Raw genomic sequence first — 26565 nt, forward strand, 5'->3', positions numbered from 1 at the left:
TTTAGGTTTTCTCATGTTAGTGGTAGTTGTACTGCTATTCTTTCATATGTGGCGAGAAGCTCATACAACTGTGATTACAGAGGACGAAGTGGAGCTTGCACACCTGCCAGCCTCTTTCGACGGAGCCACAATTATTTTTTTATCAGATACACATGCACGATTGTTGAAAACAAAAGAAATTGAGCAGTTGAGGGGTAAAGCCGATTGGATACTCATCGGGGGAGATATAGCTGAAGAAGGGATTTCCTGGTCGATTGTCAGACAAAACTTGAGGTTTTTGTCGGGTTTGGCTCCAACCTATGCTGTTTATGGAAATCATGACAAAAAGGCAGGTACTAATTCTCTGTCTAGGCTTTTAGCTGATTCCAACGTGCAACTCCTTCAAGATAAGACTGTTTATTTGCAAAAAGGCATGGAACAGATCCAACTGCTCGGATTAGATTACCGTTCGAGACAGGCAGAGAAGTTGCTGCAAAATATGAGAGAGGGTTGTTCCAGAATCGTACTGATTCATGATCCTTTGGAAGTACTGCGGTTAGACCTCGATGTAGAACTTGTACTAAGTGGCCATACCCATGGAGGACAAATCGTTATTCCGATGTTAGGGCCGGTATTGCTGAGTAAGGCTTATCGGACTGTAAAGAGCGGCTGGTTTTCCTTGAAACGTAGCGATAAAGATACCCGTTCGGGAAAATTGCTTGTAAGCCGGGGGTTTGGAACAAACCATCTCCCCCTCAGGTTACGCTGTCCCGCGGAGATTCATCTCATCACTTTGCGTGTTCCCGCAAGAAACAGCCCTGAACAATAAGATCAGGGCTGTTTCTGCACTCTGCAATTCTTTTACCTGAGTCAATAACTCAGGCTGTTTTTATTAACGGGGCTGCAGTTCGATTGACTGTGGATCAACAAATGAATATCCCTTGTTCTCAAGCTGTGTTAATAACTCATCCAGAGCCTCGACTGTCCAAGGTAATTCATGCATTAAAATGTTACTTCCGGGATGGAGCTGATCCAGAACATTTTGGATGACTCTGTCTGGTTTGTTTTTGGTGCTCTTGTCCCAGTCCAGTGAGCCGTTTGACCATGTCATATACAACATGCCTTGTTCTTTGACCGCATCTTTCAGTGCATCATTTCCGGAGCCAAAAGGTGGTCTGAAAAACTGAGGTTCCTCTCCAATGGTGTCTTTCACAATCTGCTGAACTTCAGTGATCTGCTTCCTAGCTTCTGGACCGGACATTGTCTTCAGATCTTCATGATCCCAAGCGTGGTTACCGATAACCTGTCCTTCCTTATGAATGAGTTTCAATATTTCCGGTTGACGTTTGACTCGATTTCCATTGATAAAAAATATGGCTTTGGCCTGATGCTTATTCAATGTATTAATAATTGAAGTAATCATCTTTTCGTCCTTTGGCCCATCGTCAAAGGTTAACAAGACAACTTTATCAGGGCTCGATTCATTATTAGGTTTAATGACATAACTCGAATTCATATGATATGTCTTCTTAGTAAGTACTTCGCTTGAATTTTCATTGGTAGATGGAGCTACTGGATTTGTTCCAACTGTTTCTTCGTTCGCTTGGTTAGGTAGATCATTTAATGTATCTTTTGTTGACTTTTCAGGCTCCATTTCATTGCTTGTGGTGGGCTTGTTCTTCCCATTGTTAAGGGTCATATCCGTGCTTGTTTTAGTTTGATTGGCTTTAGGGGAGGATTGGCCTTGTGAACTGCACGCGGATAGCAGCATACCTGCGATGAGCAATAGTGATGTGGCGTGTTTCAGCATTTTTTCAGCTCACTTTCCTGTATTTATACGGAATGAGATTGTCTTCTACAGCAAACACTACTCTTGATTTTAACACTTAAAGGAGGTTGGTGTAATGAAGGCGTCATCCTTTTTCTGGGGTATTGTCGTAGGCGTTGCAGCCAGTTCTTGGTTAGCAAAAGGTAGAATGCCCATGTTGTCTTCAGGTTCATCCCGAAACATGGTTGACCAGGCCAAACATAAAATGATGGAGATGACTTTCCCTGGCATGGATAGTTTCAGCAATAAACCCGACCATCATGGTGAACCGCACAAGGCAGCATCAAAAGGCAACAGAGTAATCACACCAAAAGAAAAAGAAGAGAATATGAACATGCTTAAAGATTTTATTCGTACCAACCCGGATGTTAAACATGAGGTAGAGCAAATTTTGAGTCAAACAAATACAACAGTACCGGGTTTATAACCCAAGGCAACCATTAAGAATCATCCACAGTCTTGATTTGATGTGGATTGATTCTTTTTTTTGTTGATTTTACTTCGTGCATTTACAGGTATAAAATGATAACATAACTACATAGATTTATTTTCAGCACATATTGTTTTGTGCTTCATAATCTGTTATAAGACTTGCTTATAAAGGGGAGATCCTGTATGAAAATAGAACGACTAAGTCACGATAAGATACGGATTTTCCTGACCTTTGACGATCTGAGCGAGCGCGGAATACAAAAAGAAGACATGTGGCAGGAGTTACCGAAGGTACACGAACTGTTCACTGAAATGATGGACCAGGCTTATTCTGAACTTGGCTTTGATGCTACAGGTCCGCTGGCTGTTGAAGTATTCGCACTACCCGCTCAAGGGATGGTTGTCATCGTTACTCGTGGAAAATATGATCCGCAACAATATGGTTCAGGTCATGAAGATGATCTTCCTGAAGAGGTATATGAAATGGAAGTTACATTGGAGCAAAGTGACTCCATCGTATACGCATTTAAGGATTTCGAGGTTCTGATTGAAGCTGCCCATATGTTACGTCAACATGTTACGGATGCGGGGAAACTGTATTCTTATAAAAATAAATGGTTCTTACATTTTGAACCGGATGATGTGGACACTACCAAACACTCGGCATTGATTGCATTGCTGGCTGAGTTTGGCGAAGGTTCTTCAGTCACACCAGCGGTCATGGAAGAGTATGGAAAGGTCGTTATTCCTGAACAAGCGATTGATGTTATCTGCACCCACTTCAAACGTCAGGAGTAAACTTTAGTAATAATCGTGTTACTAGTCAGAGGAGGGAATTTCGGTGCTATTGTTTTCGCTACTAGCTGCAGCAGTTGCTCCGGGTCTCGCCTTGTTAACATACTTTTATCTTAAAGACCGTTATGATTATGAACCACTTCACATCGTTTTAAGAGTATTTCTGATGGGGTTTCTGATTGTTCTGCCCGTGATGATTATTCAACGAGGCATGATGCTGTGGTTTGGAGAGAACCCCCTTCTTGAATCCATCTTGATTTCGGGCGGGGTTGAGGAGTTTGTTAAGTGGTTTGTGATCTATCACATTATTTATAATCACACTGAATTTGATGAGCCTTATGATGGGATATTATATTCCGTAGCGGTATCATTGGGCTTCGCTACGGTGGAAAATGTGCTATACGCTTTTGCAGGCAATGCATCCGTCTCAGGAATGTTTCTTAGAGCTCTTCTGCCCGTGTCAGGCCATGCGATGTTTGCTGTAATTATGGGGTACTACATGGGTAAGGCCAAGTTTATTAATGATAAGAAAAAAAAGCGTTGGTATCTCAGCTTGTCCCTGATTCTGCCGTTTTTCTGGCACGCATTGTATGATGTCATCATGAATTTGATGGTGAATCACTGGTTATGGTTCATCGCTCCACTAATGGCGGGGCTGTGGTATGGAGCGATAGGCAAAATTACACGGGCTAATAACCGTTCTCCTTTTCGTTTTGTGAAACGAGAGGAAGAGATTAAATTATAAAAATACGGACACACTGGTGGACATAAAGCGTTTTAAACGCAGACCCCGGTGTGTCTTTTTTGTGTTCTATAAACCCGGGGAACGACGATATGAAACGGGGATGTATGATGACAAGAATCAAAATAAAAATTAGATGCAAGCAATGTGGTGAGCGATTCACATTAAGAGGCAAGAAAGATCGGGGGCGTATTGATACGGGCTTTAAACAGTGTCTTTGTGATAACAAGGATCAATTTGACATTGAGGAAGAGGGCATGGCAACAAGCTATTTGCTACACTAACGGACTATATTCAACAATTACATGAGGACATGAACTTTGGTCAGAAGATAGCCGATGCTCATCATTTAAAGGCAAATTTCGTTCTGACTGGAAATCGCATGCATAAGAGATCTTTCTTCGATCCACAATAAAGGCAGTGGTTATGGCGTGTCTTGAAATCCCTGAAGTGCATCTTTTACCACCTTTTTGCTCCCTGCTACGTCACTTTCCCTTGACGTGCCCTGGCACGCCTGCGGTAAACTTCCTAGCTTGGAACGAAAATTCGGCCAAATCTGTTTCCTTCAGCGTTTTCAGGAACACCCTAGAAGAAAGGAGAATCTACCGTGTATAAACGTTTAAGTTCAGTGATGTTTCCGATATTTGCAGTTCTCCTGATCGGTGCAATTGTGTGGGGGTATCAGGAGAATCAGGAAAAGAATGCGATACTAATTAAGGCGGAGAACCAATATCAACGTGCGTTTCACGACCTCTCATTCCATATGGACAAATTACATTCGGAGATTGGGAACACACTTGCTGTACATTCAAGCTCGCAAGGCATGCATCGCAAAGGATTGATGAATGTGTGGCGGCTTACAAGCGAAGCGCAGAATGAAATTAATCAACTGCCACTCGGCATGCTTCCCTTTAATGAGACGGAGGAGTTCCTATCACGTATCTCAAAATTTGCGTACCAGACATCCATGCGTGATTTGACGAACGAGCCGCTCAGTAAAAAGGAGATGGGTAATCTGAAGACGCTGTATCAAAATTCTTCGGAGATCAAGAGTAGTCTGAAGGAAGTACAGCAAAAAGTATTGTCCGACCGCCTGCGCTGGATGGATGCTGAAACTGTTATGGCGAATCAAGATCAAACAAATGATAACTCGATCGTTGATGGCTTCAGAACGGTAAATAAAAAGGTTCAGGAGTATCCTGAACTGGATTGGGGGCCTTCAGTCTCTAGTATGTTTACCAAACGTTCCGTGAAGAAGCTTAGCGGACTTCCTGTATCCAAAGAGCAAATTCAAGAGAAGGCTGCTAAATTTTCGGATGTGGAGAGCGGCAAAATTCAGATTCAGGAGAACGGGAAAGGGACGGACTGGGAATCGTACACAGCGACTGTCCAACATGCCAGAAACGGAAAACTGATGATGGATTTTACGCGCAATGGCGGAATGCTCATTTCGTACAGTGACACAAGAACGGTTGGAGCCAAAAAAGTATCCCGTCAAGAGGCAATGAAGCAAGCCGATCAATTTCTTGTAAATAAGGGATACAAGGATTTGAAAGCTGTCAACTACGATGAATTCGGTAATCTAGCGAACCTTACGTATGTGCGCAAACAAGGAGATACATTAATATATCCCGAAAAGATGTCAGTGCGTGTAGGTCTGGATACGGGAGAGGTTACCGGCTTTCAGGCAAGCGACTACGTGTATGAGCATAACGACAAACGTCAGATTCCAAGAGCGAAACTTACTGCGGAGCAGGCACGTAAAAAACTGAATTCAGATTTTAAGGAAAGTTATGTGCGCAAATCATTGATTGAGAACGACTACAGCAAAGACGTGCTCTGTTATGAATTCGGTGGACGAATTAACGGTTCACGTTACCGGATCTACATTAATGCCGACACCGGAATTGAAGAAGCGGTTGAGGAGATTAAACCGGTTAATGCAACTTCCTAGAAACGGTACAACAACATGTATATACTCAGAAAAAAGACGTGAAACAGATCATTACTATGGTCTGTTTTTTCTTGTTCCATGTGAGAAAGGTCATGGTATAATAGTCCTTGCAAATACCAAGATAAATACATAAGTGGCGGTGAACCGATTGTTTCCTAAAATAAACGAAGTGTTGTATATCCAAATCGCATCGGCTGACGAAAAAGAGGAACATAAAGAATACAAATCGCGTATCGCAGATACGGATGAAAGCAGTTTTTTGATTGAAGTTCCGATGCAGCAGGGGAACAGTCGCTTGAAAAGACTTTTTTTCGGAGAAGAATTATCCGTATCCTATATCAACGAGAGTGGTGTCCGGCATTACTTTAACACTTATGTGACAGGGTTCGAGGAAGATGTCGTTCGTCTGGTTCGCATTCGAAAACCGCTTCCGGACGAGATTTCCAAAATTCAGCGTCGCAGTTTCCTTCGTGTTCATGCCAGTCTCGAATTGGCTCTTCAATGTGAAGACCTGACACGTGCAGTCATGCTGACTGAAGACATCGGAGGCGGTGGAATGTCTATATACATAGAGCCTGATGTAAAAGTACAGGAAGGACAAAAGCTGCAATGCTGGCTCCTTGTTCCTTATCGCAATGGGGCGATAGATCATGTGCAATTCGAGGCTGAGGTGGTTCGTATTAAGAAACTGGAAACCGGCCGCGAATTGGGAATGCTGAAATTTTCGCAGATTACGGATTCGGAACGTCAAAAAGTGATCAAGTTTTGTTTTGAGAGACAACTGGATTATCGTATGAAATAAGCATATACAAGCATAAGCCGTGTCTGTGCTGGGCAACGTAAGGCAAAAACGGAGAATGATGATATGAATAAATGCTCTGATGAACGGAGATTTGAACACATTTACTTTATGATTTCAAAACGGTTGGAACGGAGAGCACTGCTATTCATTGGGTTTCTCCTGGCCCTCGTTATCCTTTGCCAATTGTTACTGCTTGTACCTGATTTGAAGAAAATAATGACAACGATTGACCGGCTTGAAGGTACTCCGATTCATATGCAAAGCATCAACAAAGAGCACATTGGCTGATTTGTCTGTTTTTGCATCCATGTGTAGAGTGTGGTATAATTTTCACGATGCAGGCAATGCCTGTTTTTTTATTGAGGTTTATCGTTTGAGGAGGAATGCCCCGTTGGCTAGCCAGAACACATCAGAAAACGGGAAGATGAACGTTGCAATTGACGGACCTGCTGGTGCCGGAAAAAGCACGGTGGCCCGATTGGTTGCTGAGGAACTCGGATACATTTACGTTGATACAGGCGCAATGTATCGAGCGGTATCCTTGCATATGCTTCGGAAGGATATATCACCGGATGATTTGATTCAGGTACTTCAGGAAGCGAAAGATTTGGTTATTGATTTACAACCAGATCGAGGTGGACAGAAAGTGTTCTGCAATGGTGAGGATGTTACCTCGGAAATCCGCTCCCGTGAAGTAACGGGAATCGTGTCTCGATATGCGCAAATCGAGGGGCTGCGTACGCAATTAGTGGATACTCAGCGGCAAATGGCTTTGCGCAAGGGCGTCGTCATGGATGGGCGCGATATCGGAACAACTGTATTGCCCGATGCGGAAGTGAAAATTTTCATGACTGCCAGTGTGCAGGAGCGTGCGCTTCGCCGTTTCAAGGAACTGGAACCATCCGAAGGGCTGACGTTGGAGCAACTAGAGCGAGACATTGCCACCCGTGATAAACTGGATGAGAACCGGGAAATTTCCCCGCTGCGTTGTGCAGAGGACGCGATTGTCCTGGATACAACGAAGATGAATATCCATGAAGTGGTTGACAAAATCGTATCTTATTGCACAATGGTCAGAGGAGAGAGCGGTCTATGATTTACACCTTTTGCAAGAACTTACTGCGGATCATGTACACCATTCTTTTTCGCCTGGAGGCAGTTGGACGGGAAAATATCCCTAAAGACGGCGGCGTACTACTATGCTCCAATCATATCAGTAATTTTGATCCGCCAACCGTTGGCATCAAAATTCGCCGTCAAGTGAGATTCATGGCGAAAAGCGAATTGTTCGATGTTCCGGTATTTGGCTCAATCATTAAAGCTGTAGGTGCTTTCCCCGTTAAACGAGGAGGCGTCAGCAAAGAATCCATCAAGACCTCACTCAATATTTTGCGTGGTGGTGAAGTGTTGGGTATTTTTCCATCAGGTAGCCGTCATAATGATGGGGGAATTGGTAAAAAAGGAGCAGCGAGTTTTGCTCTCCGCAGTGGTGCCACCGTTATCCCTACTGCTATTATCGGCAACTACAAGCTTTTTCGTAAGATGAAAGTAGTATACGGCGCACCGGTCAATTTGGACGAGTTCAAGGAAGACACTTCCGGAGATGCTTTGGAAAGAGCAACCGAGAAAATTATGTCCAAAATTAACGAAATGGTGAAAACAGGCGTGCCTAGTAAATAAGGCAGTCTGAAGTGAGTGCATGTTTCCATATTTTTGAGGGAAACTACTTCAAGTGCATTCGCATGAAAGTGTTTTGAACTCTGCCAAGGCAGGTTTGAATATAATGGGGTTTTTGAATTGAGGAGGGTATTTGACATGTCGGAAGAAATGAAAAATCAAGAAGCAACCCAAGATGAGTTGGATCAATTCGTTTCCTTGAAAAAAGGAGATACTGTAAAAGGTACCATCGTCAAATTGGAAGATAACCAAGCTTATGTAAGCATTGGATATAAATATGACGGTGTTATTCCAGTTCGTGAATTGTCTTCGCTCCACGTAGACAGCGCGTCTGATGCAGTAGAAGTTGGACAAGAAGTTGAAGCTAAAGTACTTAGCATCGACGACGAGAAAGAAAAACTCGTTTTGTCCAAACGTGCCATTGACAGCGAGAACGCTTGGGACCAATTGCAAAAGCATTTTGAAGACCAAGACGTATTCGAAGTTGTTGTAGGCGATGTTGTTAAAGGCGGTTTGGTTGCAGACGTGGGCGTTCGTGGGTTTATCCCGGCTTCCATGGTTGAGCGTCATTTCGTTGAAGACTTCAGCGACTACAAAGGACGTACGCTGCGCGTTAAAGTGAAAGAGATCGATCGTGAGAACAACAAAGTGATCCTTTCCCAAAAAGACGTTTTGGAGCAAGAGTTCGAAGCAAACAAAGTTCAAGTTATGGCTGGTTTGCAAGAAGGTCAAGTGATCGAGGGTACAGTTCAACGCTTGACTCAATTCGGTGCTTTTGTTGATGTAGGCGGAGTTGACGGTCTGGTACACGTATCCGAGCTGGCTTGGACTCACGTTGAAAAACCATCCGATGTTCTGTCCGAAGGCGACAAAGTAAACGTTAAAGTGCTGAAAGTTGACCCTGAAAAAGGCAAAATCAGCCTGAGCATGAAAGCTGTTCAACCAGGTCCTTGGGAAACAGCTGGCGACAAATTCAACACAAGTGACATCGTAACAGGTGTTGTAAAACGTCTGGTTGATTTCGGTGCATTCGTTGAAATCGCTCCTGGTGTTGAGGGACTTGTGCACATTTCACAAATCTCCCATAAACACATCGGCACTCCGCATGAAGTGTTGAAAGAGGGACAAGAAGTTCAAGTGAAAATCTTGGACATGAACCCTGCTGAGCAACGTGTAAGCTTGAGCATCAAAGAGACGGAAGAAGCTCCTGCTCAACCGCAAAAATCAGAGCGTCCAGCAAGAAACAACGCTCCACGTGAAGAAATCAACAATCCTAACGTTTCCTTGAACAATCAGGGTATGAGCACTACGCTCGGCGAACTGTTTGGTGACAAACTCAGCAAATTCAAATAAGTTATACATGCATGGTTCTTAGTTATATACTGCATATTTTGCTGAACAATAAAAGCAAGATCGGCGAGCCCAAGCGGGTTCGCCGATTGTTGTTATTGCGAGAATTTCGTTTACGAAACGTTAGCCAATCCATAGCTTTTTTGCTATGATGAGTAACGTAAGTATGGACAGGAGGAGTGGGATGTATGGCAAGACCAGTTGTGGCAATTGTCGGCCGACCGAACGTGGGTAAATCCACCATTTTCAACCGGATTATCGGCGACAGACTGGCCATTGTGGAAGACAAGCCGGGCATTACCCGTGACCGGATTTATGGAATCGGTGAATGGAACGGAAAAGCATTCAGCATTATTGATACAGGTGGTATCGAGATTGACGGCGAGGATGTCATCATGAAATCCATTCGGATGCAGGCAGAACTCGCGATTGAAGAAGCGGATGTTATTGTATTTATGTGTGATGCTAAGGCGGGTATTACACAGTCTGATGAAGAAGTCGCAGAGATGCTTTACCGCTCAGGTAAACCGATCGTTGTGGCCGTGAACAAAGTGGACAATATTGGACGCAGTGAGCTGATTTATGAGTTTTATGGCTTCGGTTTTGGCGATCCAATTGGGGTTTCTGGAAGCCACGGTACGGGTGTTGGTGATTTGCTTGATGCCATTGTGGAGAAATTACCTGAACTTGAGGAAGAGACATACGATGAAGACGTGATTCGTGTAGCTCTGATCGGCCGACCTAACGTAGGTAAATCTTCACTGGTAAACGCGATTTTGGGTGAAGAACGTGTTATTGTCAGTGACGTAGCCGGTACAACTCGTGATGCAATTGACACTCCTTTTGAAAAAGACGGGCAACGCTACGTGCTGATTGATACAGCGGGTATGCGGAAGCGTGGTAAAGTATATGAAACGACAGAGAAATATAGCGTGATGCGTGCGATGCGTGCTATTGAACGTGCCGATGTCGTTCTGATTGTTATTAACGGTGAAGAAGGCATCATTGAGCAGGACAAGCATATCGCGGGTTATGCATACGAAGCGGGTAAAGCTTCCATGTTCGTCGTGAATAAATGGGATATTGTGCAGAAAACGGATAAAACGATGAAGGAATTTGAGACGAAAATTCGGGATCACTTCCTTTTCATGACGTATGCTCCGATTGTCTTTTTGTCCGCACTCACAAAACAACGCTTACAAAAATTGCTGCCTGTGGTACAACGTGTAGCAGAACAACACACTCTGCGGGTTCAGACACATCTGCTTAACGATGTCGTATCTGATGCTGTAGCGATGAACCCACCGCCAACCGACAAAGGGCGGAGAATGAGAATCAACTATGTGACGCAGGTAGCGGTTAAACCGCCGACCATGGTTATTTTTGTGAACGACCCTGAATTGATGCATTTCTCGTATGAGCGTTATCTGGAGAATAAAATCCGTGCAGCGTTTGATTTCGAAGGAACACCAATTCGCATATTTACTCGGAGGAAGTCCGACGAAGGTTAGGGGAGAAGTTTGTGATTTTATCCATCGCAGCTATTGTACTGAGCTACCTGCTTGGTTCGATCAGTTTTAGTGTTCTTCTGGCAAAAGCAATACGGGGAATTGATATACGTCAACACGGAAGCGGTAATGCGGGGGCTACAAATACGTTGCGTATTTTAGGTAAGGGGCCGGCTATTGCGGTTCTGCTGCTTGATGTAATCAAAGGTATTGCTGCAGTAGGGATTGGCATATGGTTAAGTGACGGATCTCCATGGATTGCTGCATTCAGCGGTATTGCTGCCATTGCAGGTCATAACTGGCCGCTTTATTTCCATTTTCGCGGAGGTAAAGGTATTGCTACTGCGATTGGAGTGTTGGTAAGCCTGGCTTTTCTTCCTGCGCTTTATGCCGGGATCATCGCCATTCTGTCCATCGTTTTGACACGTTATGTTTCACTAGGTTCTTTAATTTTCGTAGCATTGACTCCTGTTTTCATCTTGATCCTGCCTGGATATTCAATGAGTATTTTCTGGGGCAGTCTGATTATTTGTCTGTTTGCATTCTGGAGACATCGTACGAACATTGCGAAGCTCGCCAAAGGACAGGAAAATAAATTGGGATCTAAGAACCCTGGAGGGGGGAAACGCGTTGTCTAAAAAAGTTGCCTTACTGGTTGCAGGCAGCTGGGGAACAGCCTTGGCCAGTGTGCTCGCCGCGAATGAACTGGACGTGGTGATGTGGACACGCAGTGAAGAACAGGCAGCGGAGATCAATACACAGCACACAAATGCACGTTATCTTCCGGGTGCAGAGCTATCTCCTCGCATTCGCGCAACCAGCAATATGGAAGCTGCGGTTGCAGATGCGGCGGCTGTGTTAATTGTTGCCCCTTCATCTGCGATGCGTGCCGTTACGCATCAGTTTAAACCTTTCTATAAACCCGATATGCTGATTATTCATGCTACGAAGGGCTTTGAAACGGAAAGTCTGAAACGGATGTCTACCGTCATCTCCGAAGAGCTTGAATGTGAAGAAGGGCGTGTTGTTGTATTGTCTGGCCCGAGTCATGCTGAAGAAGTGGTTAAACGCTGTCCAACAACTGTGGTTGTGGCTTCACTGGATAAACCATCTGCCGAGGCGGTTCAGGGATTATTTATGAATGCCTATTTCCGTGTGTACACAAATCGGGATATGCTTGGCGTGGAATTAGCGGGGGCATTCAAAAATATCATTGCGCTTGGGGCTGGCATGTCGGACGGCCTTCAGTTTGGAGATAATGCCAAAGCAGCACTGTTAACCCGCGGCCTTGCCGAGATTACTCGGATCGGTGTAGAGATGGGAGCTAATCCATTAACGTTTTCTGGACTAGCGGGGATTGGCGATCTGGTTGTAACGGCTACAAGTCAGCACAGCCGGAACTGGAGAGCAGGTTCTATGCTGGGACAGGGACAGAAGTTGGATGATGTGCTTCAGTCGATGGGCATGGTTGTGGAAGGTATTCGAACAACACAGGCCGCCTATTTTATATCACAAAAATATGGTGTCCAGATGCCGATTGCTGATCAATTGTATCATGTCTTATTCCAGAATCGGCAGCCACGTGATGCCGTTGAAGCATTGATGGGGCGTGACCCGAAAACGGAAATGGAAGTTATGAAGCTGGAAACTTGGGAGCAGTGGCATTCCTGAGTGAATGGTTTATTATATCGTTTCAAGAGTCTAGATAAAATTGATCCAGCTTATTCACCTTTTCCTTAGCAGACTCATATGATACACATGAGTATTGCCGGAGGAGGGGAGACGAATGGGTAACAACATTTCGAAAGACGCACTGAAAGCCATCAACAAAAAGACAGGCAAAACGATCACTGAAGGAGCTGTCAAAAAGCTGGCAAGTACAGTGAAACCAACAACAATGCAGAATGAAGCTCAGTTGCGCCAGTTAATTAAACAAGTATCCGCCATGGCGAAAATACCGGTATCTGAGGATACAGTTCAGGATATTGTGAGTGCAGTCAAGAAAAGCGGGCTGAATCCAAGCAATATGGAATCGTTAATGAAGATGATGATAAAAAAATAATAGATCGTGCCTGCTCAAGCGGGGAGCGAGCATAACGAAAGCAAGCCAGCATCTGCTGGCTTGCTTTTTTGTCTTTTTATTGGAAAAATACGCACGATTTCATGTTATAATGATTGCAATTGTCACAATTTCGTGATGAATATCGGATTGAAGGGGAGACTGTTGGGTTATGAGCGCTATGGACAAGATGTGGCTGTCATTGGTTGCTATCCTCATTATGGGGTTATCTGTATTTCTAATTACATTTGCTCGCGCCAAAACAAAAGGTTTTGTGCGGGGAATTCTTTCGATTATTGCCTTTTTAATTATGCTCATCGGTTTTTTTGGTGGAATCGCTTCTCTGACCTAGATTTCGTATGAGAGAGAACATCCGCATAAGCGCATCATAAGAACGGACAAAATGAAAAGACGGATGGGAGGAGTGTGTACCTATGGAACCGCATGAGACGGAGGATTGGACTGCGCGTTATCCGGAATTACACGAGTCATTGCTGCACATGGCAAAAACCTGGAATAGTCAGCCTTACACTTGGTTGTTAGGAGGAAGCTGCGGCTTGCTGCTTCAGGGGGTGGAACTGCAACAAGCGCCTAGAGATATCGATGTATATGCAGATATTGCTGCAGCTAAAAAGCTGCATGTCTGCGCTCCGGGGAATAAACTTGATGAACCTGCAGTAGACAAAACCGGTCCCTATGCTTCCCTGCTCAGTCATTACCAAGTGGGTACATGTTCTCTTGAACTGGTTGGCGGTTTTGAAGTGTGGGCGCGTCGAAGCTGGTATCGTACCCAGATTGAGCATGTACTTGCTCTCTATGCGCCTGAAGTTCAGGTGGATTCATACCGGCTAAGATTGATGCCCCTTGCTCATGAATTACTTTTTAATCTGCTTCGCGGACGTGAAGATCGATATGTGCCAATCTCACTTCGGATTCGTCAAGAGCCTGAGCTTCATCAACCTGCAATGATTGCGTTAAGTCAACATAACATATGGACATCCAGTTTTAGAACAGAAGTTGAGGAACTGATTGGGTTTACATGGTCGGAAGAGACAGGGGGGGAGAGATAATGCAAGAGGTTATTACGTTTTTACCGATGAACAAATCCATCAAAGTCCCATCCGGAATGACCATTTTACAAGCTGCGCGTCGGGCTGGTATTCGAATAGCAACTCGATGCGATGGCAAAGCAGCATGTCTGATGTGTAARGTGAAGGTGGTACAGGACGAGCGAAATGCGCTACTTCCCCCTACAGAAGCTGAGGAGCGAAAACTTGGAGTGTTGCTTGAAGAAGGGACAAGACTTTCATGTCAGGCTAAAGTATGTGGGAAACTGTCGGTGCATATCCCGGAAGATCCACTGAAAGCAGCTATAAGGAAACAGCTTGAACAGCAGCAACAAGACGACGACTGGTTTCTATAGCTTCTGGAGATTTTCTGCAATGTCTAGATCATAAAATAATGAAAAGATCATAAAACAACCCCGATTCTATGCTTTGAGTTATCAAGGAGGATGCGAATAAATGATTAAAAAGAAGAGAACATCCATAGAAGGAAGACAGCGGATGAGGTTGATGCAGCAAGTGCGATGTCTTTCTTTGCTTCTGTTGCTCATGCTTACAATGAGTGGATGTTTGTATCCGGCTCAGAGCAAAACGGAGCCGAAAACTGCATATCGTGAAAGTGTGAACCGTATTCAGAGCGCAATTGATGCGTTCCAGAAGGATAAGGGTATTCTGCCAATGCTGAATGCGGATGCGGATACGCCGAAGTATGAGAAGTTTAGAGTAGACCTGCCGAAATTAAAGCAACTTGGCTATCTTGATGATATACCAGAAACGGCTTTTGAGAGCGGTGGTAGCGCTTACTTTTTAATACAAAATGAAGAAGTTAAACCAACGGTCAAGGTGATGGATCTCCAGACTGTACAGAAGGTTAATGATGTGCAGCGCATGGTTAATCAATACAAATCCGTACATAATCAGAAGTTGCCTGCGGGCGAAGAACTGTATCCTGGTTTCCTCGAAGTGGACATGAAGATGGCAGCACAGGCAGGTTCTCCTTCGATTTCCTTGAACAGTGTCTATTCGGGTCAGGAGCTACCCTTTATGATGGATGCGCAGGGTACAGTCTATGTGGACTATGCTTTTGATATCATGCAGGCTTTGGAGAAAACAGATGGCTCATCTGATGCCAAGGATACGCAAGATGACGGGGATTTGCGTAATTATCTGCTCGCTCAATCGTATTTTGTACCTGTTAAATCCGTTTCTTATACACTGAAGGATAACACACCTGTCGCGCAGTTTGTTCAAARCTAAAGCGTCTAAATAAAGAGTTAACGTTATCATAAGTAATTCTCATCTATTTATAGAAGTCCCAAGAAGAGATATCCTGCGATTCGCGGGGTGTCTCTTTTTTTATAAAGAGAAGGATTGCAAATGAGAAGTGTCATAAAGTAAGGGACCCTCTCATAAAGTAGATTGAAATAAAGACGCGCAGTCCGGGATCGGAGGATGCAGTTCATGTCACCATCATGAGATAAAAAAACAAAAAAACACGTCATATTGCCGCATACGGATACATAAGATGATACTAGTCCAATTGCATGTACGAGTTAACGCCGCTCTCGCCGGTTTCATCAGAATGCAACGTTCGGCGGCGGACGACTTCCGGGCACTCACAAAGGCGGCTCTACCGTTGCAGGGATTTCAGTCTTCTGATTGAAAAAACGAAGCGGATGCTCTTTAGCATTTTTCCTTCGGAGTAATTTAAGGAGGGGATTTCATTGGAGAAAGTGGACATTTTTAAGGACATAGCTGAGCGGACCGGAGGGGATATTTATCTCGGGGTTGTCGGCGCAGTCCGGACGGGGAAATCAACATTTATCAAACGATTCATGGAAACGATCGTATTGCCTAACATCGCAAGTGAGGCTGATCGCGCCCGTGCAGTGGATGAACTTCCACAAAGTGCAGCAGGTAAAACGATCATGACAACCGAACCCAAATTTGTACCGAATAACGCAGTTCAGATCAAAGTGGCTGAAGGACTGGATGTTAATGTTCGTTTGGTGGATTGTGTGGGTTACGCGGTGGAAGGCGCAAAGGGATATGAGGATGAAAATGGTCCACGTATGATCTCCACACCTTGGTTCGAGGAGCCGATTCCATTCCAGGAAGCCGCGGAGATTGGTACCCGAAAAGTCATACAGGAGCACTCCACACTTGGTGTGGTGGTCACAACAGACGGAACCATTGCTGAGATCGCTCGCAGTTCCTATGTTGAATCAGAAGAGCGAGTGATTGCAGAGTTAAAAGAAGTGGGTAAACCGTTCGTTTTGGTCATCAACTCCACCCGGCCTCGTAGTGAAGAAGCGTTGCAACTTCGGAGCGAGCTGGCTGCCAAGTACGATATTCCAGTCATGACGCTAAGTGCTGCGAATATGACGGAAGATGATGTCACTGGTGTACTCCGTGAAGTATTATATGAGTTCCCTGTGCATGAAGTGAATGTGAACCTGCCGAGCTGGGTTATGGTGCTGAATGACACACACTGGCTTCGTAACAACTATGAGAATTCGGTACGGGATACGGTAAAAGATATTCGCAGATTGCGCGACGTGGATCGTGTCGTGTCACAATTCATGGAATATGAATTTATCGACCGTGCGGGTCTTAGTGGTATGAATATGGGGCAAGGGGTAGCAGAGATTGATCTCTATGCACCGGATGAACTGTATGATCAGATTCTCGTGGAAGTTGTGGGTATTGAAATCAGGGGCAAGGATCATCTGCTGCAATTAATGCAGGAATTCTCCCATGCGAAAAGAGAGTATGACCGCTTCGCAGAGGCGCTTGAGATGGTCAAAACAACGGGGTATGGTATCGCTGCTCCTTCACTTGCCGAGATGGCACTGGACGAACCGGAGCTGATTCGACAGGGTACGAAATTTGGCGTTCGCTTGAAAGCAACGGCACCGTCCATCCATATGATCCGTGTCGATGTGGAGTCGGAGTTTGCACCAATTATCGGTACGGAGAAGCAAAGTGAGGAACTGGTCAGGTACCTGATGCAGGACTTTGAGAACGATCCGATCAAGGTATGGGATTCAGATATGTTTGGTCGCTCATTACACTCCATTGTGCGTGAAGGTATCCAGGGTAAAATTGCGATGATGCCGGATAATGCGAGATATAAACTGCAAGAGACATTGGGGCGAATTATTAACGAGGGATCAGGCGGTTTGATCGCCATCATACTTTAATTTTTCAAAAGACTGTGAGACGTGATCTCATGGTCTTTTTCTTTTGGTTTATTTCTTGAATATGGATGAAATGGATGATGAACAGGATTATTTTCAAAAAATTCAGTAAGTTTCAGCTTTAAATCACTAAAACCTATTTACATACTAGGGATTAGCCGTTATATTAATACTCAACTATTGTGATTGAAGTCACAGCGAGTGATACAGGGGGAGAATGAGATGAAGAAAACAAGTTCAAAATGGGTATGGCTAAGTGTATTAATGGTATTCACACTGGCGTTGTCGGCTTGCGGAATAAAAAAAGAACCAGCCTCACCTTCTGCATCAGGTTCAGCAGGTGAGACAGCGAAGACGGAAGCCGTTACAGGACCTTTGAGCGGTAAACGGGTTGCGCTGATTATGGAATTTAACACAGGGACTTTCTCGCAACAGTATGTACAAGGTGTAAAAGAGGAAATTGCTAAATTCGGTGGTGAACTCACCACCTTTGTTGCAGATAATGATAAAGCCAAAATGGTATCGTTGCTCGACAGTGCAATCAACCAAAAATTTGATGTCATTTTGACAGACCACGGTGACTCGCTCCTGGAACCAGGGGTGAAAAAAGCCGTTGAGCAAAACATTCCAGTCGTTGTATTTGATGCAGCAATTCGTGTGCCAGGCGCTACGGTGTTGTCACAAGATGACCAGAAGATGGCTGAACTAACACTGGAACAGATGAAAAAAGATATCAATGGTAAAGGTAACATCGTAAAAGTTTGGGTGGCTGGTTTTGCTCCAATGGAACGTCGCCAGATTGCCTACGGAGCATTCTTGAAAGCCAATCCGGAGATCAAAGAGATTGCCACATTTGGTTCTGCCCAGAACCCAGCGCTGGATACGCAAGCCAAAATGGAGGCCATTCTGAAACAATATCCAAAAGGTGAAATTACAGCGGTTTGGGCCGCATGGGACGAGTTTGCGAAAGGTGCGGCGCGTGCCATTCAGCAAGCTGGGCGTGATGAAATTAAGGTATATGGAATTGACATGAGTGACGAAGATCTGCAAATGATTCAGGATCCAAAAAACCCTTGGGTTGCTTCAGCGGCTGTAGATCCAACAGACATTGGACGTGTACAAGTTCGATATGCATACCAGAAGTTGCATGGGGACCAAACCGAAGATGCGGTTGTTCTTAATCCGGTGTACGTACAACGCGAAGCTTTACCTGATAAACAAATCTCCACATCTGAGCTGTCTGAGTACGTAAAAGGCTGGGGAGGCAGTACACAAGGCATTAAGGACTGGATGAGCGAATACGGAATCACTGCGAAGTAAGCAGCGCTAAAAGCGCGCCTGACGGCGCGCTTTTTTAGTCAATAACAGGCAATACAGCTGATTGGAGGCAACATCATGAAGGACCCTATATCACTGGATATGGAGAATATCCATAAGCATTTTTCAGGCATACCTGCGCTGAGAGACGTACATTTTTCAGTAAAAGGTGGAGAAATCCATGCCATTCTTGGGGCGAATGGGGCCGGCAAAAGTACGTTGATGAAAATATTATCGGGTGCATATCAGCTCGACGAGGGGACAATCCGACTAAACGGCTATAAGCTGGGCCTTCATTCTCCAAGAGATGCCAAGGCTAGTGGGATTCACTGTGTATATCAGGAAGTGGATGCCGCACTTGTACCGCAGCTGACTGCAGCCGAGAACATTATGCTGGATCAGTTAGCTTCATCTGCCGGAGGATGGTGGAAAAGTCCAAGAACGCTGCAGCAACGTGCCAAGGAAGCTCTGAGTCAGTTGGGTGCAGACAACATATCAATTCACCGTAAAGTGGCCGAGCTGACCCTAGCCGAGAAACAGATGATTCTGCTTGCGCGTATCCTGATTCAGGATGCCAAGGTCATTATTTTTGACGAGCCGACGGCGCCTCTGAGTCAAGAGGAGACCGATGCATTTTTTCGCATTGTACACCTGCTGAAGGAACGTGGGGTAGCATGCATTTTCATTACCCATCGTCTTGCCGAAGTAACGAGTCACTGTGACCGGGTTACTGTGATGAGGGACGGTCGTCATGTGTTTACCGGTGAAACGAATGGACTGACGATCAATGATCTGGTTACGCAAATGTTAGGTAAACCGTTCGAAGAAGAGTTTCCTAAGACCGAAGCACCTATGGGTGAGCTACTTCTCCAAGCCCGAGGTCTTCGGCGCGGATTGAAGGTAAAAGGAGTGGACCTTGAGGTTCGTCGTGGCGAAGTGCTGGCTGTGGTTGGGCTCGTGGGTGCTGGAAAAACGGAATGCTCTCGTCTGCTGATTGGTGCCGATCGATTGCAGGCAGGTGAAATAAAGTTATTCGGACGGAATATCCGTCTGTCTCAACCCGCGGATGCAGCGGCTCTGGGCATTGTTTCCGTACCGGAGGAGCGGCGTAAACAGGGTATTTTCATTCAGGAAAATGTGGAACGTAATCTAAGCCTGCCTTTGCTTTCCAAGCTTAGTCGATTGGGCTTTGTTAACCGCAAACGAGAGCGACAACATGCGGATTCACTAGTGAAACAACTCGGCATCAAGACTTCGTCCGTGAAACAGGAAGTGAAGTATTTGAGCGGTGGTAATCAGCAAAAGGTAGCCATAGGAAAATGGTTGCGTACGGATGCAGATGTATTTATTTTTGACGAACCAACAAAAGGTGTGGATATCGGGGCGAAAAGTGACATTTTCCGCATTATCAATGAATTGGCACTGGCTGGTAAAGCGGTGATCTATTTCACTTGTGAACTGGATGAAGGAATGGGCATCGGAGACCGGATTGCGGTCATGTGTGAAGGGATTATCGTAAAAGAGTTCCAGCGTGGCGAAACGAACCAAGAACAGCTGCTTTACTATGCAAGCGGTGGACAAGAGGTGGAAGCATGAAGGATAAATCACTCGATTTTGCGTTCCGATATGGAGCGATTATAGTCATTATAGGCGTTATTGCTTTTTTCGGCATAAAACTGCCCTATTTCTTCACGTACAGCAATTTGACGGACATTTTGGGTTCGATATCGATCGTAACGTTCGTGGCGATTGGTGTAACATTATCTCTCATTGTAGATGGATTTGATCTCTCCGTGGGAGCAACGGTCTCTCTAACAACTGTGGTTACAGCATCGTTGATGATCTGGTATCAGCAGCCCATCGCAGTCGTTATTATTGTACCGCTCGTGATCGGAGCTGTCATTGGTTTGCTGAACGCCCTACTTATCGTTAAATTGCGTATCCCAGATCTACTTGCAACTCTCGCAACGATGTACATTATTGGGGGGATTCACAAAACGTATGCTCAAGGGTATACCATCTATAACCACATGCAGTTTCCGGATGGAAGCAAAGCTGCCGGAGAGATGGATCCGACGTTTCTGCTAATTGGACAAGGTAAATGGCTGGGCATGCCAATTTCCGTTATTCTGCTGCTTATTGCTGTGATCGGTGTTCATATCTTTTTGACCTACACCAAATATGGGCGGCAAATGTATATTACAGGCGGGAATGAAGAAGCGGCTCGGCTCTCAGGAATCAAGGTGAAAAAGGTACGTACTCTTGCTTATGTCGCAGCCGGGATATTTGCAGCTATTGGTGGCATCATCTATGCGTCCAAAGTTGGATCGGGACAAATTGATGCCGGATCTCCATTGTTAATGGAATCTGTAGCTGCTGTGTTTGTTGGTTTTTCTGTCTTCGGCGCGGGGAAACCAAATGTCATTGGTACCTTCATCGGTTCCGTTCTGATCGGCGTATTGGTTAATGGTTTGACGATGATGAACGTGCAGTATTTTACACATGATATCGTCAAAGGTGGGGTACTTGTGCTGGCTTTAGCTGTTACATTTTATGTGTTAAACCGTAGCCGCACTTGAAATTGTGTGCTGTCTGTATTAGTATAAAATTTGTTCGGCGTCAGAAACACCCGTGTTTTCAGGCGACAATTGCCAGAAATGACTGTGGACCGCAGATGGAATGCATATTCATTGCTCAAAATGTTCAACGTTTTTTGTGGATGAACGTATATTTCCTAATAAAACGGAAACACAGTATAACATTCAGGACATTGATTCAGGAGGTGAAAAACAAATGAACAAATCAGACTTGATTACACATGTATCCGAGGCTACTGAATTGTCCAAAAAGGATGTAACGAAAGCGGTTGATGCCGTATTCGAAGCAATCTCTGAGGCTCTTCAAAACGGAGACAAAGTACAATTGGTTGGTTTTGGGAACTTCGAAGTTCGCGAGCGCTCTGCACGTAAAGGACGCAACCCGCAAACAGGTGAAGAAATCGAAATTCCTGCGAGCAAAATTCCTGCATTCAAACCAGGTAAAGCGCTCAAAGACGGAATTAAATAAGATTTCTACATATTCCATATGTCAACAAAAAGACCGTGACTTGTTCACGGCCTTTTCTTTTGTCTATAAATGGTTTTTTTTCTCGTTCTGCTGCTCTACCTTTCTGCTTTCTTTCGAAAGTTCCGGCCGCTCGCTGTAAGCGATTAAAATCAGTTCCTTGCCGGTAACCGCAGACAGACGCTGCTCAATCTCCTGTAACTGGTGCACATGCTCGTCCGCGAGCACAGCGGGGGTGTATTTCATGCAAACGCTCCTTTCCTAGCTGTTACGTTACCCTTATAGTATGACCTGGGAACTATGGTTTCTTGCGGTACATTCCATCAAGGACACTGGTTGACAAATGGAACAATCTTGATCATCATTAACGCTATGAAATTAGAAAAGGGGACGTGCGCGATGGATCACACTACGGGCAATGACTTTATCGTAATTAAAGCAGAAGAGAATGGTGTGCAGGTGATTGGCTTGACCCGCGGACAGGACACACGTTTTCATCATACGGAGAAGCTGGACAAAGGCGAAGTCATGATTGCCCAATTTACAACACATACTTCAGCCATTAAAATCCGGGGAAAAGCAACGCTTATTACAAAACACGGAGAGATTGAATCTGAATAGTCCAGTCGCTCGATAAGTGATGAAATAAGTGGATGATAAACGGGTTTAGTTAGGCATAAGGTGAAAGAGTTTGACTAGGTATAGTGATAAGTTGAATATTCAGATGAAAATTGCAGGCATAGCCTGCTTTTTTTGATTGTACAATGAGGTATGAGCCTTTACCGGACAGACTACAATAACAGGTAGAGGCAGGGAGGCGCTTATGAAGCCGGGAATGATTGTGACTGCATCGATGTTGTCTACGATTGCTGCAGTCATCTTGCTCGTGGTTTTTCAAAGCTTACATACACGCACTTGGGGAGGAGAAAGGGCAGAGCCCGTAACCGCTTCACATCAAACGATTCAGTTGACGAACGATAATCTGGTTGATGTGCTGAGTACACTTCATATGTCTACGCCAATCGCGAGAGTGGAATGGAAACAATCCATTTTGACGCTTGACCTCAAAGTAAAAGGAACGGATACAAGCTATACTGAAATATATGAAAATATGGCAGCAGTCGTTGATCTGAGTTTTCGCAATATGGACAACGTAGATCAGGTGCTGCTTCGAGTCATGGCTGAGGATGAATGGACGCATAAGCGTCATTTGCTTCTTGCTGCGGATATTCGGCGTGGGGAGTGGCCGATGTATGCGATTGATATGCTTCGAACCTGGAAAAGCACTACTTTTTCAGATGAGTTGAAGGACTGGTTCCATCTGATGCAGACGGAACTGTGGAAGAAGCAGTTCGAAATGACAAGTTAGGGGTAATCAAATAGCAGGATTCAGTGCGTGTCGGATAAACATATGCTATAATATATAAGATTGTAGTGCAGAAATGGTTTGACAAAGCAAAGCCTCGGAGGATGAGAATGAATTCATATCGCGTACCCCAACTAGCAAAGAAATATACGGATTACGACATGATTCGACAACATACGGAAATACCGTCATTTCCGGATAGCCGGGCGCGTCTGTTACAGGTATTTGTGAGCCGTACAGACGAGAAGGGGCATCAGGAACTGTTTGCTCTCGCGACCTCGCTCGTTCAGTTGGCTATGGATACTCATGATCGAATCGATACAATATCCGGCGATCGGGGAGAACAGGAGATGCGATCACGTCAGTTAAATGTTCTCGCTGGAGATTATCTGAGTAGTCGTTTCTATCAACTGCTCGCCCACGCAGGCAAAATTGAGATGATCGGCAAGCTTAGTGGTGCTGTTGCCGAAGTGAACGCGCGCAAGATGACGCTGTATGAACGGATGAAAAAACTCCTCGTTTCTGCTGATGAATATTTGCGTGAAACGGTACAGCTGAGAATGCAGCTGTTTCTTTCATTTACAGACATGATCTCTGGTGAAGATAAATCACTATGGAACAGCTTGCTGATGGAGTTCAGCGCTTGTGAAACGATCGCAGAAGAAATGAATCGAATGCGTGACGAGAGGCAGATGCTTCATAGCTATGCATTTTGGCATATTTATGAAAATGGCAGTGAAGAAGAACGCATGCATTTGTCTCAAACAGAGATAGAACCACGGATTTGGAGTTCTATGGTGCTGAAACACAGCGTGAGCGAGGTGCTGCTGGACAAGCTACGCGAATGCACACACCGCATTCAGCTTTTGCTGCAAGATGAGAAAGGTCTTCAGGGTCTGCACGAGGTTGATGCGATTCTTAAGCCTTACTTGTCTTATGTACAGCCTTCACATGCGGCAGTAAAGGGAGATTGAGGGGGAGACAGACGAATGGGTAGCGGAGAGACTAAACCGAAAGAAGAATTTGTCCATTCGGTTTTTCAGAGTATAGCCGGCAAGTATGACGTCATGAATGATATTCTGAGTTTCCGCAGGCATAAGGCTTGGCGCAAATTCACGATGAAAAAGATGAATATGTCTAAGGGAGATACGGGACTGGATTTGTGCTGCGGCACATGTGACTGGACACTCGCTATGGCACAGGCAAGTGAAACGGGGCACATGCACGGACTGGATTTCAGTAGCAATATGCTGGAAGTGGGCCAGACGAAAATCGATGCGGTGAACCGTTCAAAACAGATTACGCTCGTTCAAGGGAACGCCATGTCTTTGCCTTTTGAAGACAATACGTTCGATTATGTAACAATTGGATTCGGTTTACGTAACGTACCGGATCTGAGACAGGTGCTGTCTGAAATGAAACGTGTTGTAAAACCTGGCGGTATGGTGGTTTGTCTGGAATTGTCCAAACCCACCTGGCAGCCGTTTAAAGGTATTTATTATTTTTATTTTGAGCATATGCTACCGAATATGGCCAAACTGTTTGCCAAACGTTATGAGCAGTATAAATGGCTGCCGGACTCTCTGGCGCTTTTCCCGGGTAGAAAGGAACTGGCAGACATTTTTGTTGAAACTGGATTGCAGCAGGTGCAGGCCTATCCTCTGACCGGAGGCATCGCGGCACTGCATATTGGAACCAAGGAGAATCAGAATGTTTAGGAAAATTCGCATCTTTTTAGAAATGATCAAGATTGAACATACGCTTTTTGCTTTACCTTTTGCATTTATGGGCGCTATCTTGGGATCAATGGTTGTTAACAACACATTCCCAAGTTGGATGCAAATTATGTGGGTGTTGCTTGCTATGGTTGGTGCACGTAGTGCCGCATTTGGTTTGAACCGAATTATTGACCAGGCGATTGACGCTAAAAATCCACGTACGGCGATGAGAGCTATTCCAGCAGGTTTGCTAAAGAATGGCGAAGTTATCATTTTCGTTATCGTTTCGTTTATCTTGTTATTCTGGGCATCATCCAATCTTAATGTATTATCTATGCAGTTGTTGCCGGTTGCGGTCTTCATGCTAGTACTTTATTCATACACCAAACGTTTCACATGGCTATGTCACGTCGTACTGGGGATGACCATTGGCCTTGCTCCTTTGGGAGGATGGGTCGCTGTAACAGGTACTATGGATTGGACAGCAATTGTCCTGTACGTTACGATTGTATTCTGGACTGCCGGTTTTGACATTATTTATGCCTGTCAGGATCTGGAGTTTGACCAGGGAGAAGGGCTGCATTCCATTCCTTCCCGCTTCGGACTTGTTAAATCATTGCAAATTGCAAAATTCTTTCATGTCCTTACGGCGATTGGTTTTCTTGCCTTATTGTTAATGACTGATCTGAGCTGGTGGTATGGTGCAGGCATGCTGATTACGTATGGCATTCTGCTGTATGAGCACTATATTGTATCCCCTAATGATATGAGTCGTGTACAGACGGCATTTTTCACTATGAATAGTGTGCTGAGTCTGGTTGTATTTACGTTTACATTCATTGATCTGGCGGTGAAGTAATGATGCATCAACCGGAGAATAAACGACTTGTTGTCGGAATTACCGGAGCGAGTGGCAGCATATATGGCATCCGATTGATTGAAACGCTGCTGGATTTGGAGTATACCGTTCATTTGGTTATTTCTAATGCCGGCTGGCGTGTGCTGAAAGAAGAAATGGATTGGGATGTGACGAGCCGGGAGAGCCTGCTTCAAGAAAAATTCGGTCATCGCGGTGGGGCATTAATCTATCATCCCGTTAGTGATATTGGGGCATCGATAGCCAGCGGTTCTTATCTGGCGGAAGGCATGATTATCATGCCTTGCTCCATGGGTACTCTTTCATCGATTGCAAACGGATCATCGGACAATCTGATGTCACGTGCGGCAGATGTGATGATGAAAGAGGGCAGGACGTTAATTCTTGTGCCTCGTGAGACGCCTTTGCATGCCATTCACTTGGAAAACATGCTGAAGCTTTCACGTCTTGGTGTGCGAATGATCCCGGCGATGCCTGCCTTTTATTACAAACCTCAGAGCATGGATGATTTAATTTTATTTTTAGTAGGTAAAGTGCTGGATAGCTTGCGCATCCCGCATCAACTGTTTACAAGATGGGGAGAACCGGATGAACGGGGATAATGTAGCAGGGGTCACGCTTTTCTGGATAACCGGATCAGAAAAGCGTAGCTCATGGACATAGTCCCCTGTCTTCCCGGGGTGTTGGTGAGTGCTGATGGCCAGATAAGTGTGTCCACAGTCTTGACCCATGCTCCGGCAACTTCTGTACTTTGGGTTGATTCAGAATTCGTCGCAGCGTTTAAATCCCGAATGTCGGTGCAGGCATTCGAAGAGGAACATGATGATGGACGCT

Annotated in this window: 30 protein-coding genes; 28 read left to right on the forward strand and 2 right to left on the reverse strand. The window is 44.9% G+C overall.

The annotated features are described in order from the left end of the window. Positions 1–70 precede the first annotated feature (70 nt). A complete protein-coding gene (locus AB4Z30_RS00915; RefSeq protein WP_441922368.1) occupies positions 71–808 on the forward strand; it encodes a metallophosphoesterase in 738 nt (245 codons plus the stop codon). 63 nt (positions 809–871) lie between these two features. Here the strand turns inward: AB4Z30_RS00915 and AB4Z30_RS00920 are convergent, their stop codons facing one another. Continuing rightward, a complete protein-coding gene (locus tag AB4Z30_RS00920) occupies positions 872–1789 on the reverse strand; it encodes a polysaccharide deacetylase family protein (RefSeq protein ID WP_441922370.1) in 918 nt (305 codons plus the stop codon). Between the two features lie 94 nt (positions 1790–1883). Here AB4Z30_RS00920 and AB4Z30_RS00925 point away from each other — a divergent pair, with 94 nt between their 5' ends. The 21 genes from AB4Z30_RS00925 to AB4Z30_RS01025 all read left to right on the forward strand — a co-directional run bounded on the left by AB4Z30_RS00925 (position 1884) and on the right by AB4Z30_RS01025 (position 21773). Further along, the gene (locus tag AB4Z30_RS00925; protein WP_441922372.1) at positions 1884–2234 is read left to right on the forward strand and encodes a hypothetical protein; all 351 of its coding nucleotides are present in this window, start codon (positions 1884–1886) and stop codon (positions 2232–2234) included. A 188-nt stretch (positions 2235–2422) separates the two neighbouring features. Beyond that, the gene (locus AB4Z30_RS00930; RefSeq protein ID WP_441922374.1) at positions 2423–3037 is read left to right on the forward strand and encodes a genetic competence negative regulator; all 615 of its coding nucleotides are present in this window, start codon (positions 2423–2425) and stop codon (positions 3035–3037) included. Between the two features lie 43 nt (positions 3038–3080). Further along, positions 3081–3779 (forward strand): glutamic-type intramembrane protease PrsW, encoded by a 699-nt coding sequence (gene prsW / locus AB4Z30_RS00935; protein ID WP_441922376.1) that lies wholly within the window; start codon positions 3081–3083, stop codon positions 3777–3779. Between the two features lie 604 nt (positions 3780–4383). Beyond that, the gene (ypeB, locus tag AB4Z30_RS00940) at positions 4384–5730 is read left to right on the forward strand and encodes a germination protein YpeB (protein ID WP_441922378.1); all 1347 of its coding nucleotides are present in this window, start codon (positions 4384–4386) and stop codon (positions 5728–5730) included. Between the two features lie 148 nt (positions 5731–5878). Beyond that, complete coding sequence (locus tag AB4Z30_RS00945) at positions 5879–6532, forward strand: flagellar brake protein (protein ID WP_441922380.1); 654 nt, start codon at positions 5879–5881, stop codon at positions 6530–6532. A gap of 391 nt (positions 6533–6923) precedes the next feature. Next, positions 6924–7628, forward strand: a complete 705-nt coding sequence (gene cmk, locus AB4Z30_RS00950; RefSeq protein WP_441922382.1) for a (d)CMP kinase — start codon at positions 6924–6926, stop codon at positions 7626–7628. Beyond that, a complete protein-coding gene (locus AB4Z30_RS00955; RefSeq protein WP_441922384.1) occupies positions 7625–8212 on the forward strand; it encodes a lysophospholipid acyltransferase family protein in 588 nt (195 codons plus the stop codon). The genes cmk and AB4Z30_RS00955 overlap by 4 nt, the downstream gene beginning before the upstream one ends. A gap of 135 nt (positions 8213–8347) precedes the next feature. Then, complete coding sequence (gene rpsA / locus AB4Z30_RS00960) at positions 8348–9562, forward strand: 30S ribosomal protein S1 (RefSeq protein ID WP_441922386.1); 1215 nt, start codon at positions 8348–8350, stop codon at positions 9560–9562. Positions 9563–9747: 185 nt separating this feature from the next. Beyond that, entirely contained in the window at positions 9748–11070 is a 1323-nt protein-coding gene (der, locus tag AB4Z30_RS00965; RefSeq protein ID WP_441922388.1) for a ribosome biogenesis GTPase Der, read from the forward strand. Positions 11071–11081: 11 nt separating this feature from the next. Beyond that, a complete protein-coding gene (gene plsY / locus AB4Z30_RS00970; protein WP_441922390.1) occupies positions 11082–11705 on the forward strand; it encodes a glycerol-3-phosphate 1-O-acyltransferase PlsY in 624 nt (207 codons plus the stop codon). Further along, positions 11698–12738, forward strand: a complete 1041-nt coding sequence (locus AB4Z30_RS00975) for an NAD(P)H-dependent glycerol-3-phosphate dehydrogenase (protein ID WP_441922392.1) — start codon at positions 11698–11700, stop codon at positions 12736–12738. The genes plsY and AB4Z30_RS00975 overlap by 8 nt, the downstream gene beginning before the upstream one ends. 115 nt (positions 12739–12853) lie before the next feature. Continuing rightward, on the forward strand, positions 12854–13129 hold the full coding sequence (locus AB4Z30_RS00980) for a stage VI sporulation protein F (RefSeq protein WP_441922394.1): 276 nt from the start codon (positions 12854–12856) through the stop codon (positions 13127–13129). A 169-nt stretch (positions 13130–13298) separates the two neighbouring features. After that, on the forward strand, positions 13299–13478 hold the full coding sequence (locus AB4Z30_RS00985; protein WP_090917248.1) for a DUF2768 family protein: 180 nt from the start codon (positions 13299–13301) through the stop codon (positions 13476–13478). An 82-nt stretch (positions 13479–13560) separates the two neighbouring features. Continuing rightward, positions 13561–14196 (forward strand): hypothetical protein, encoded by a 636-nt coding sequence (locus tag AB4Z30_RS00990; RefSeq protein ID WP_441922396.1) that lies wholly within the window; start codon positions 13561–13563, stop codon positions 14194–14196. Continuing rightward, complete coding sequence (locus tag AB4Z30_RS00995; protein ID WP_441922398.1) at positions 14196–14549, forward strand: 2Fe-2S iron-sulfur cluster-binding protein; 354 nt, start codon at positions 14196–14198, stop codon at positions 14547–14549. The genes AB4Z30_RS00990 and AB4Z30_RS00995 overlap by 1 nt, the downstream gene beginning before the upstream one ends. Before the next feature lie 100 nt (positions 14550–14649). Further along, a complete protein-coding gene (locus tag AB4Z30_RS01000) occupies positions 14650–15447 on the forward strand; it encodes a hypothetical protein (protein WP_441922400.1) in 798 nt (265 codons plus the stop codon). Positions 15448–15914: 467 nt separating this feature from the next. Further along, positions 15915–17393 (forward strand): stage IV sporulation protein A, encoded by a 1479-nt coding sequence (gene spoIVA / locus AB4Z30_RS01005; RefSeq protein WP_441922402.1) that lies wholly within the window; start codon positions 15915–15917, stop codon positions 17391–17393. Positions 17394–17612: 219 nt separating this feature from the next. Next, the gene (locus AB4Z30_RS01010) at positions 17613–18710 is read left to right on the forward strand and encodes a sugar ABC transporter substrate-binding protein (RefSeq protein ID WP_441922404.1); all 1098 of its coding nucleotides are present in this window, start codon (positions 17613–17615) and stop codon (positions 18708–18710) included. Between the two features lie 75 nt (positions 18711–18785). Then, complete coding sequence (locus tag AB4Z30_RS01015) at positions 18786–20303, forward strand: sugar ABC transporter ATP-binding protein (RefSeq protein WP_441922406.1); 1518 nt, start codon at positions 18786–18788, stop codon at positions 20301–20303. Continuing rightward, the gene (locus tag AB4Z30_RS01020; RefSeq protein ID WP_441922408.1) at positions 20300–21286 is read left to right on the forward strand and encodes an ABC transporter permease; all 987 of its coding nucleotides are present in this window, start codon (positions 20300–20302) and stop codon (positions 21284–21286) included. Before AB4Z30_RS01015 ends, AB4Z30_RS01020 begins: the two co-directional genes overlap by 4 nt. 214 nt (positions 21287–21500) lie before the next feature. Beyond that, positions 21501–21773: an HU family DNA-binding protein gene (locus tag AB4Z30_RS01025; protein ID WP_090917341.1), complete on the forward strand. Its 273-nt coding sequence runs from the start codon at positions 21501–21503 to the stop codon at positions 21771–21773. Between the two features lie 63 nt (positions 21774–21836). On the opposite strand, the gene AB4Z30_RS01030 is transcribed toward AB4Z30_RS01025, so the two are convergent. Beyond that, positions 21837–22016 (reverse strand): hypothetical protein, encoded by a 180-nt coding sequence (locus AB4Z30_RS01030; protein WP_441922410.1) that lies wholly within the window; start codon positions 22014–22016, stop codon positions 21837–21839. 153 nt (positions 22017–22169) lie between these two features. Between AB4Z30_RS01030 and mtrB the strand changes: the two genes are divergently transcribed. The 6 genes from mtrB (at position 22170) to AB4Z30_RS01060 (ending at position 26333) form a co-directional block, all read left to right on the forward strand. Next, entirely contained in the window at positions 22170–22391 is a 222-nt protein-coding gene (mtrB, locus tag AB4Z30_RS01035) for a trp RNA-binding attenuation protein MtrB (protein ID WP_441922412.1), read from the forward strand. 202 nt (positions 22392–22593) lie between these two features. Further along, the gene (locus AB4Z30_RS01040; RefSeq protein ID WP_441922414.1) at positions 22594–23139 is read left to right on the forward strand and encodes a hypothetical protein; all 546 of its coding nucleotides are present in this window, start codon (positions 22594–22596) and stop codon (positions 23137–23139) included. A gap of 107 nt (positions 23140–23246) precedes the next feature. After that, positions 23247–24110, forward strand: coding sequence for a heptaprenyl diphosphate synthase component 1 (locus tag AB4Z30_RS01045; RefSeq protein WP_441922416.1), 864 nt, complete (start codon positions 23247–23249; stop codon positions 24108–24110). Between the two features lie 15 nt (positions 24111–24125). Further along, a complete protein-coding gene (locus tag AB4Z30_RS01050) occupies positions 24126–24854 on the forward strand; it encodes a demethylmenaquinone methyltransferase (RefSeq protein WP_090917226.1) in 729 nt (242 codons plus the stop codon). Then, positions 24847–25713, forward strand: coding sequence for a UbiA-like polyprenyltransferase (locus tag AB4Z30_RS01055; protein ID WP_441922418.1), 867 nt, complete (start codon positions 24847–24849; stop codon positions 25711–25713). The genes AB4Z30_RS01050 and AB4Z30_RS01055 overlap by 8 nt, the downstream gene beginning before the upstream one ends. Beyond that, positions 25713–26333, forward strand: coding sequence for a UbiX family flavin prenyltransferase (locus AB4Z30_RS01060; protein ID WP_441922420.1), 621 nt, complete (start codon positions 25713–25715; stop codon positions 26331–26333). Before AB4Z30_RS01055 ends, AB4Z30_RS01060 begins: the two co-directional genes overlap by 1 nt. The last annotated feature ends 232 nt before the right edge of the window (positions 26334–26565 follow it).

The sequence above is a fragment of the Paenibacillus sp. 2TAF8 genome (genome assembly GCF_052114825.1).
Classification (GTDB): domain Bacteria; phylum Bacillota; class Bacilli; order Paenibacillales; family Paenibacillaceae; genus Paenibacillus.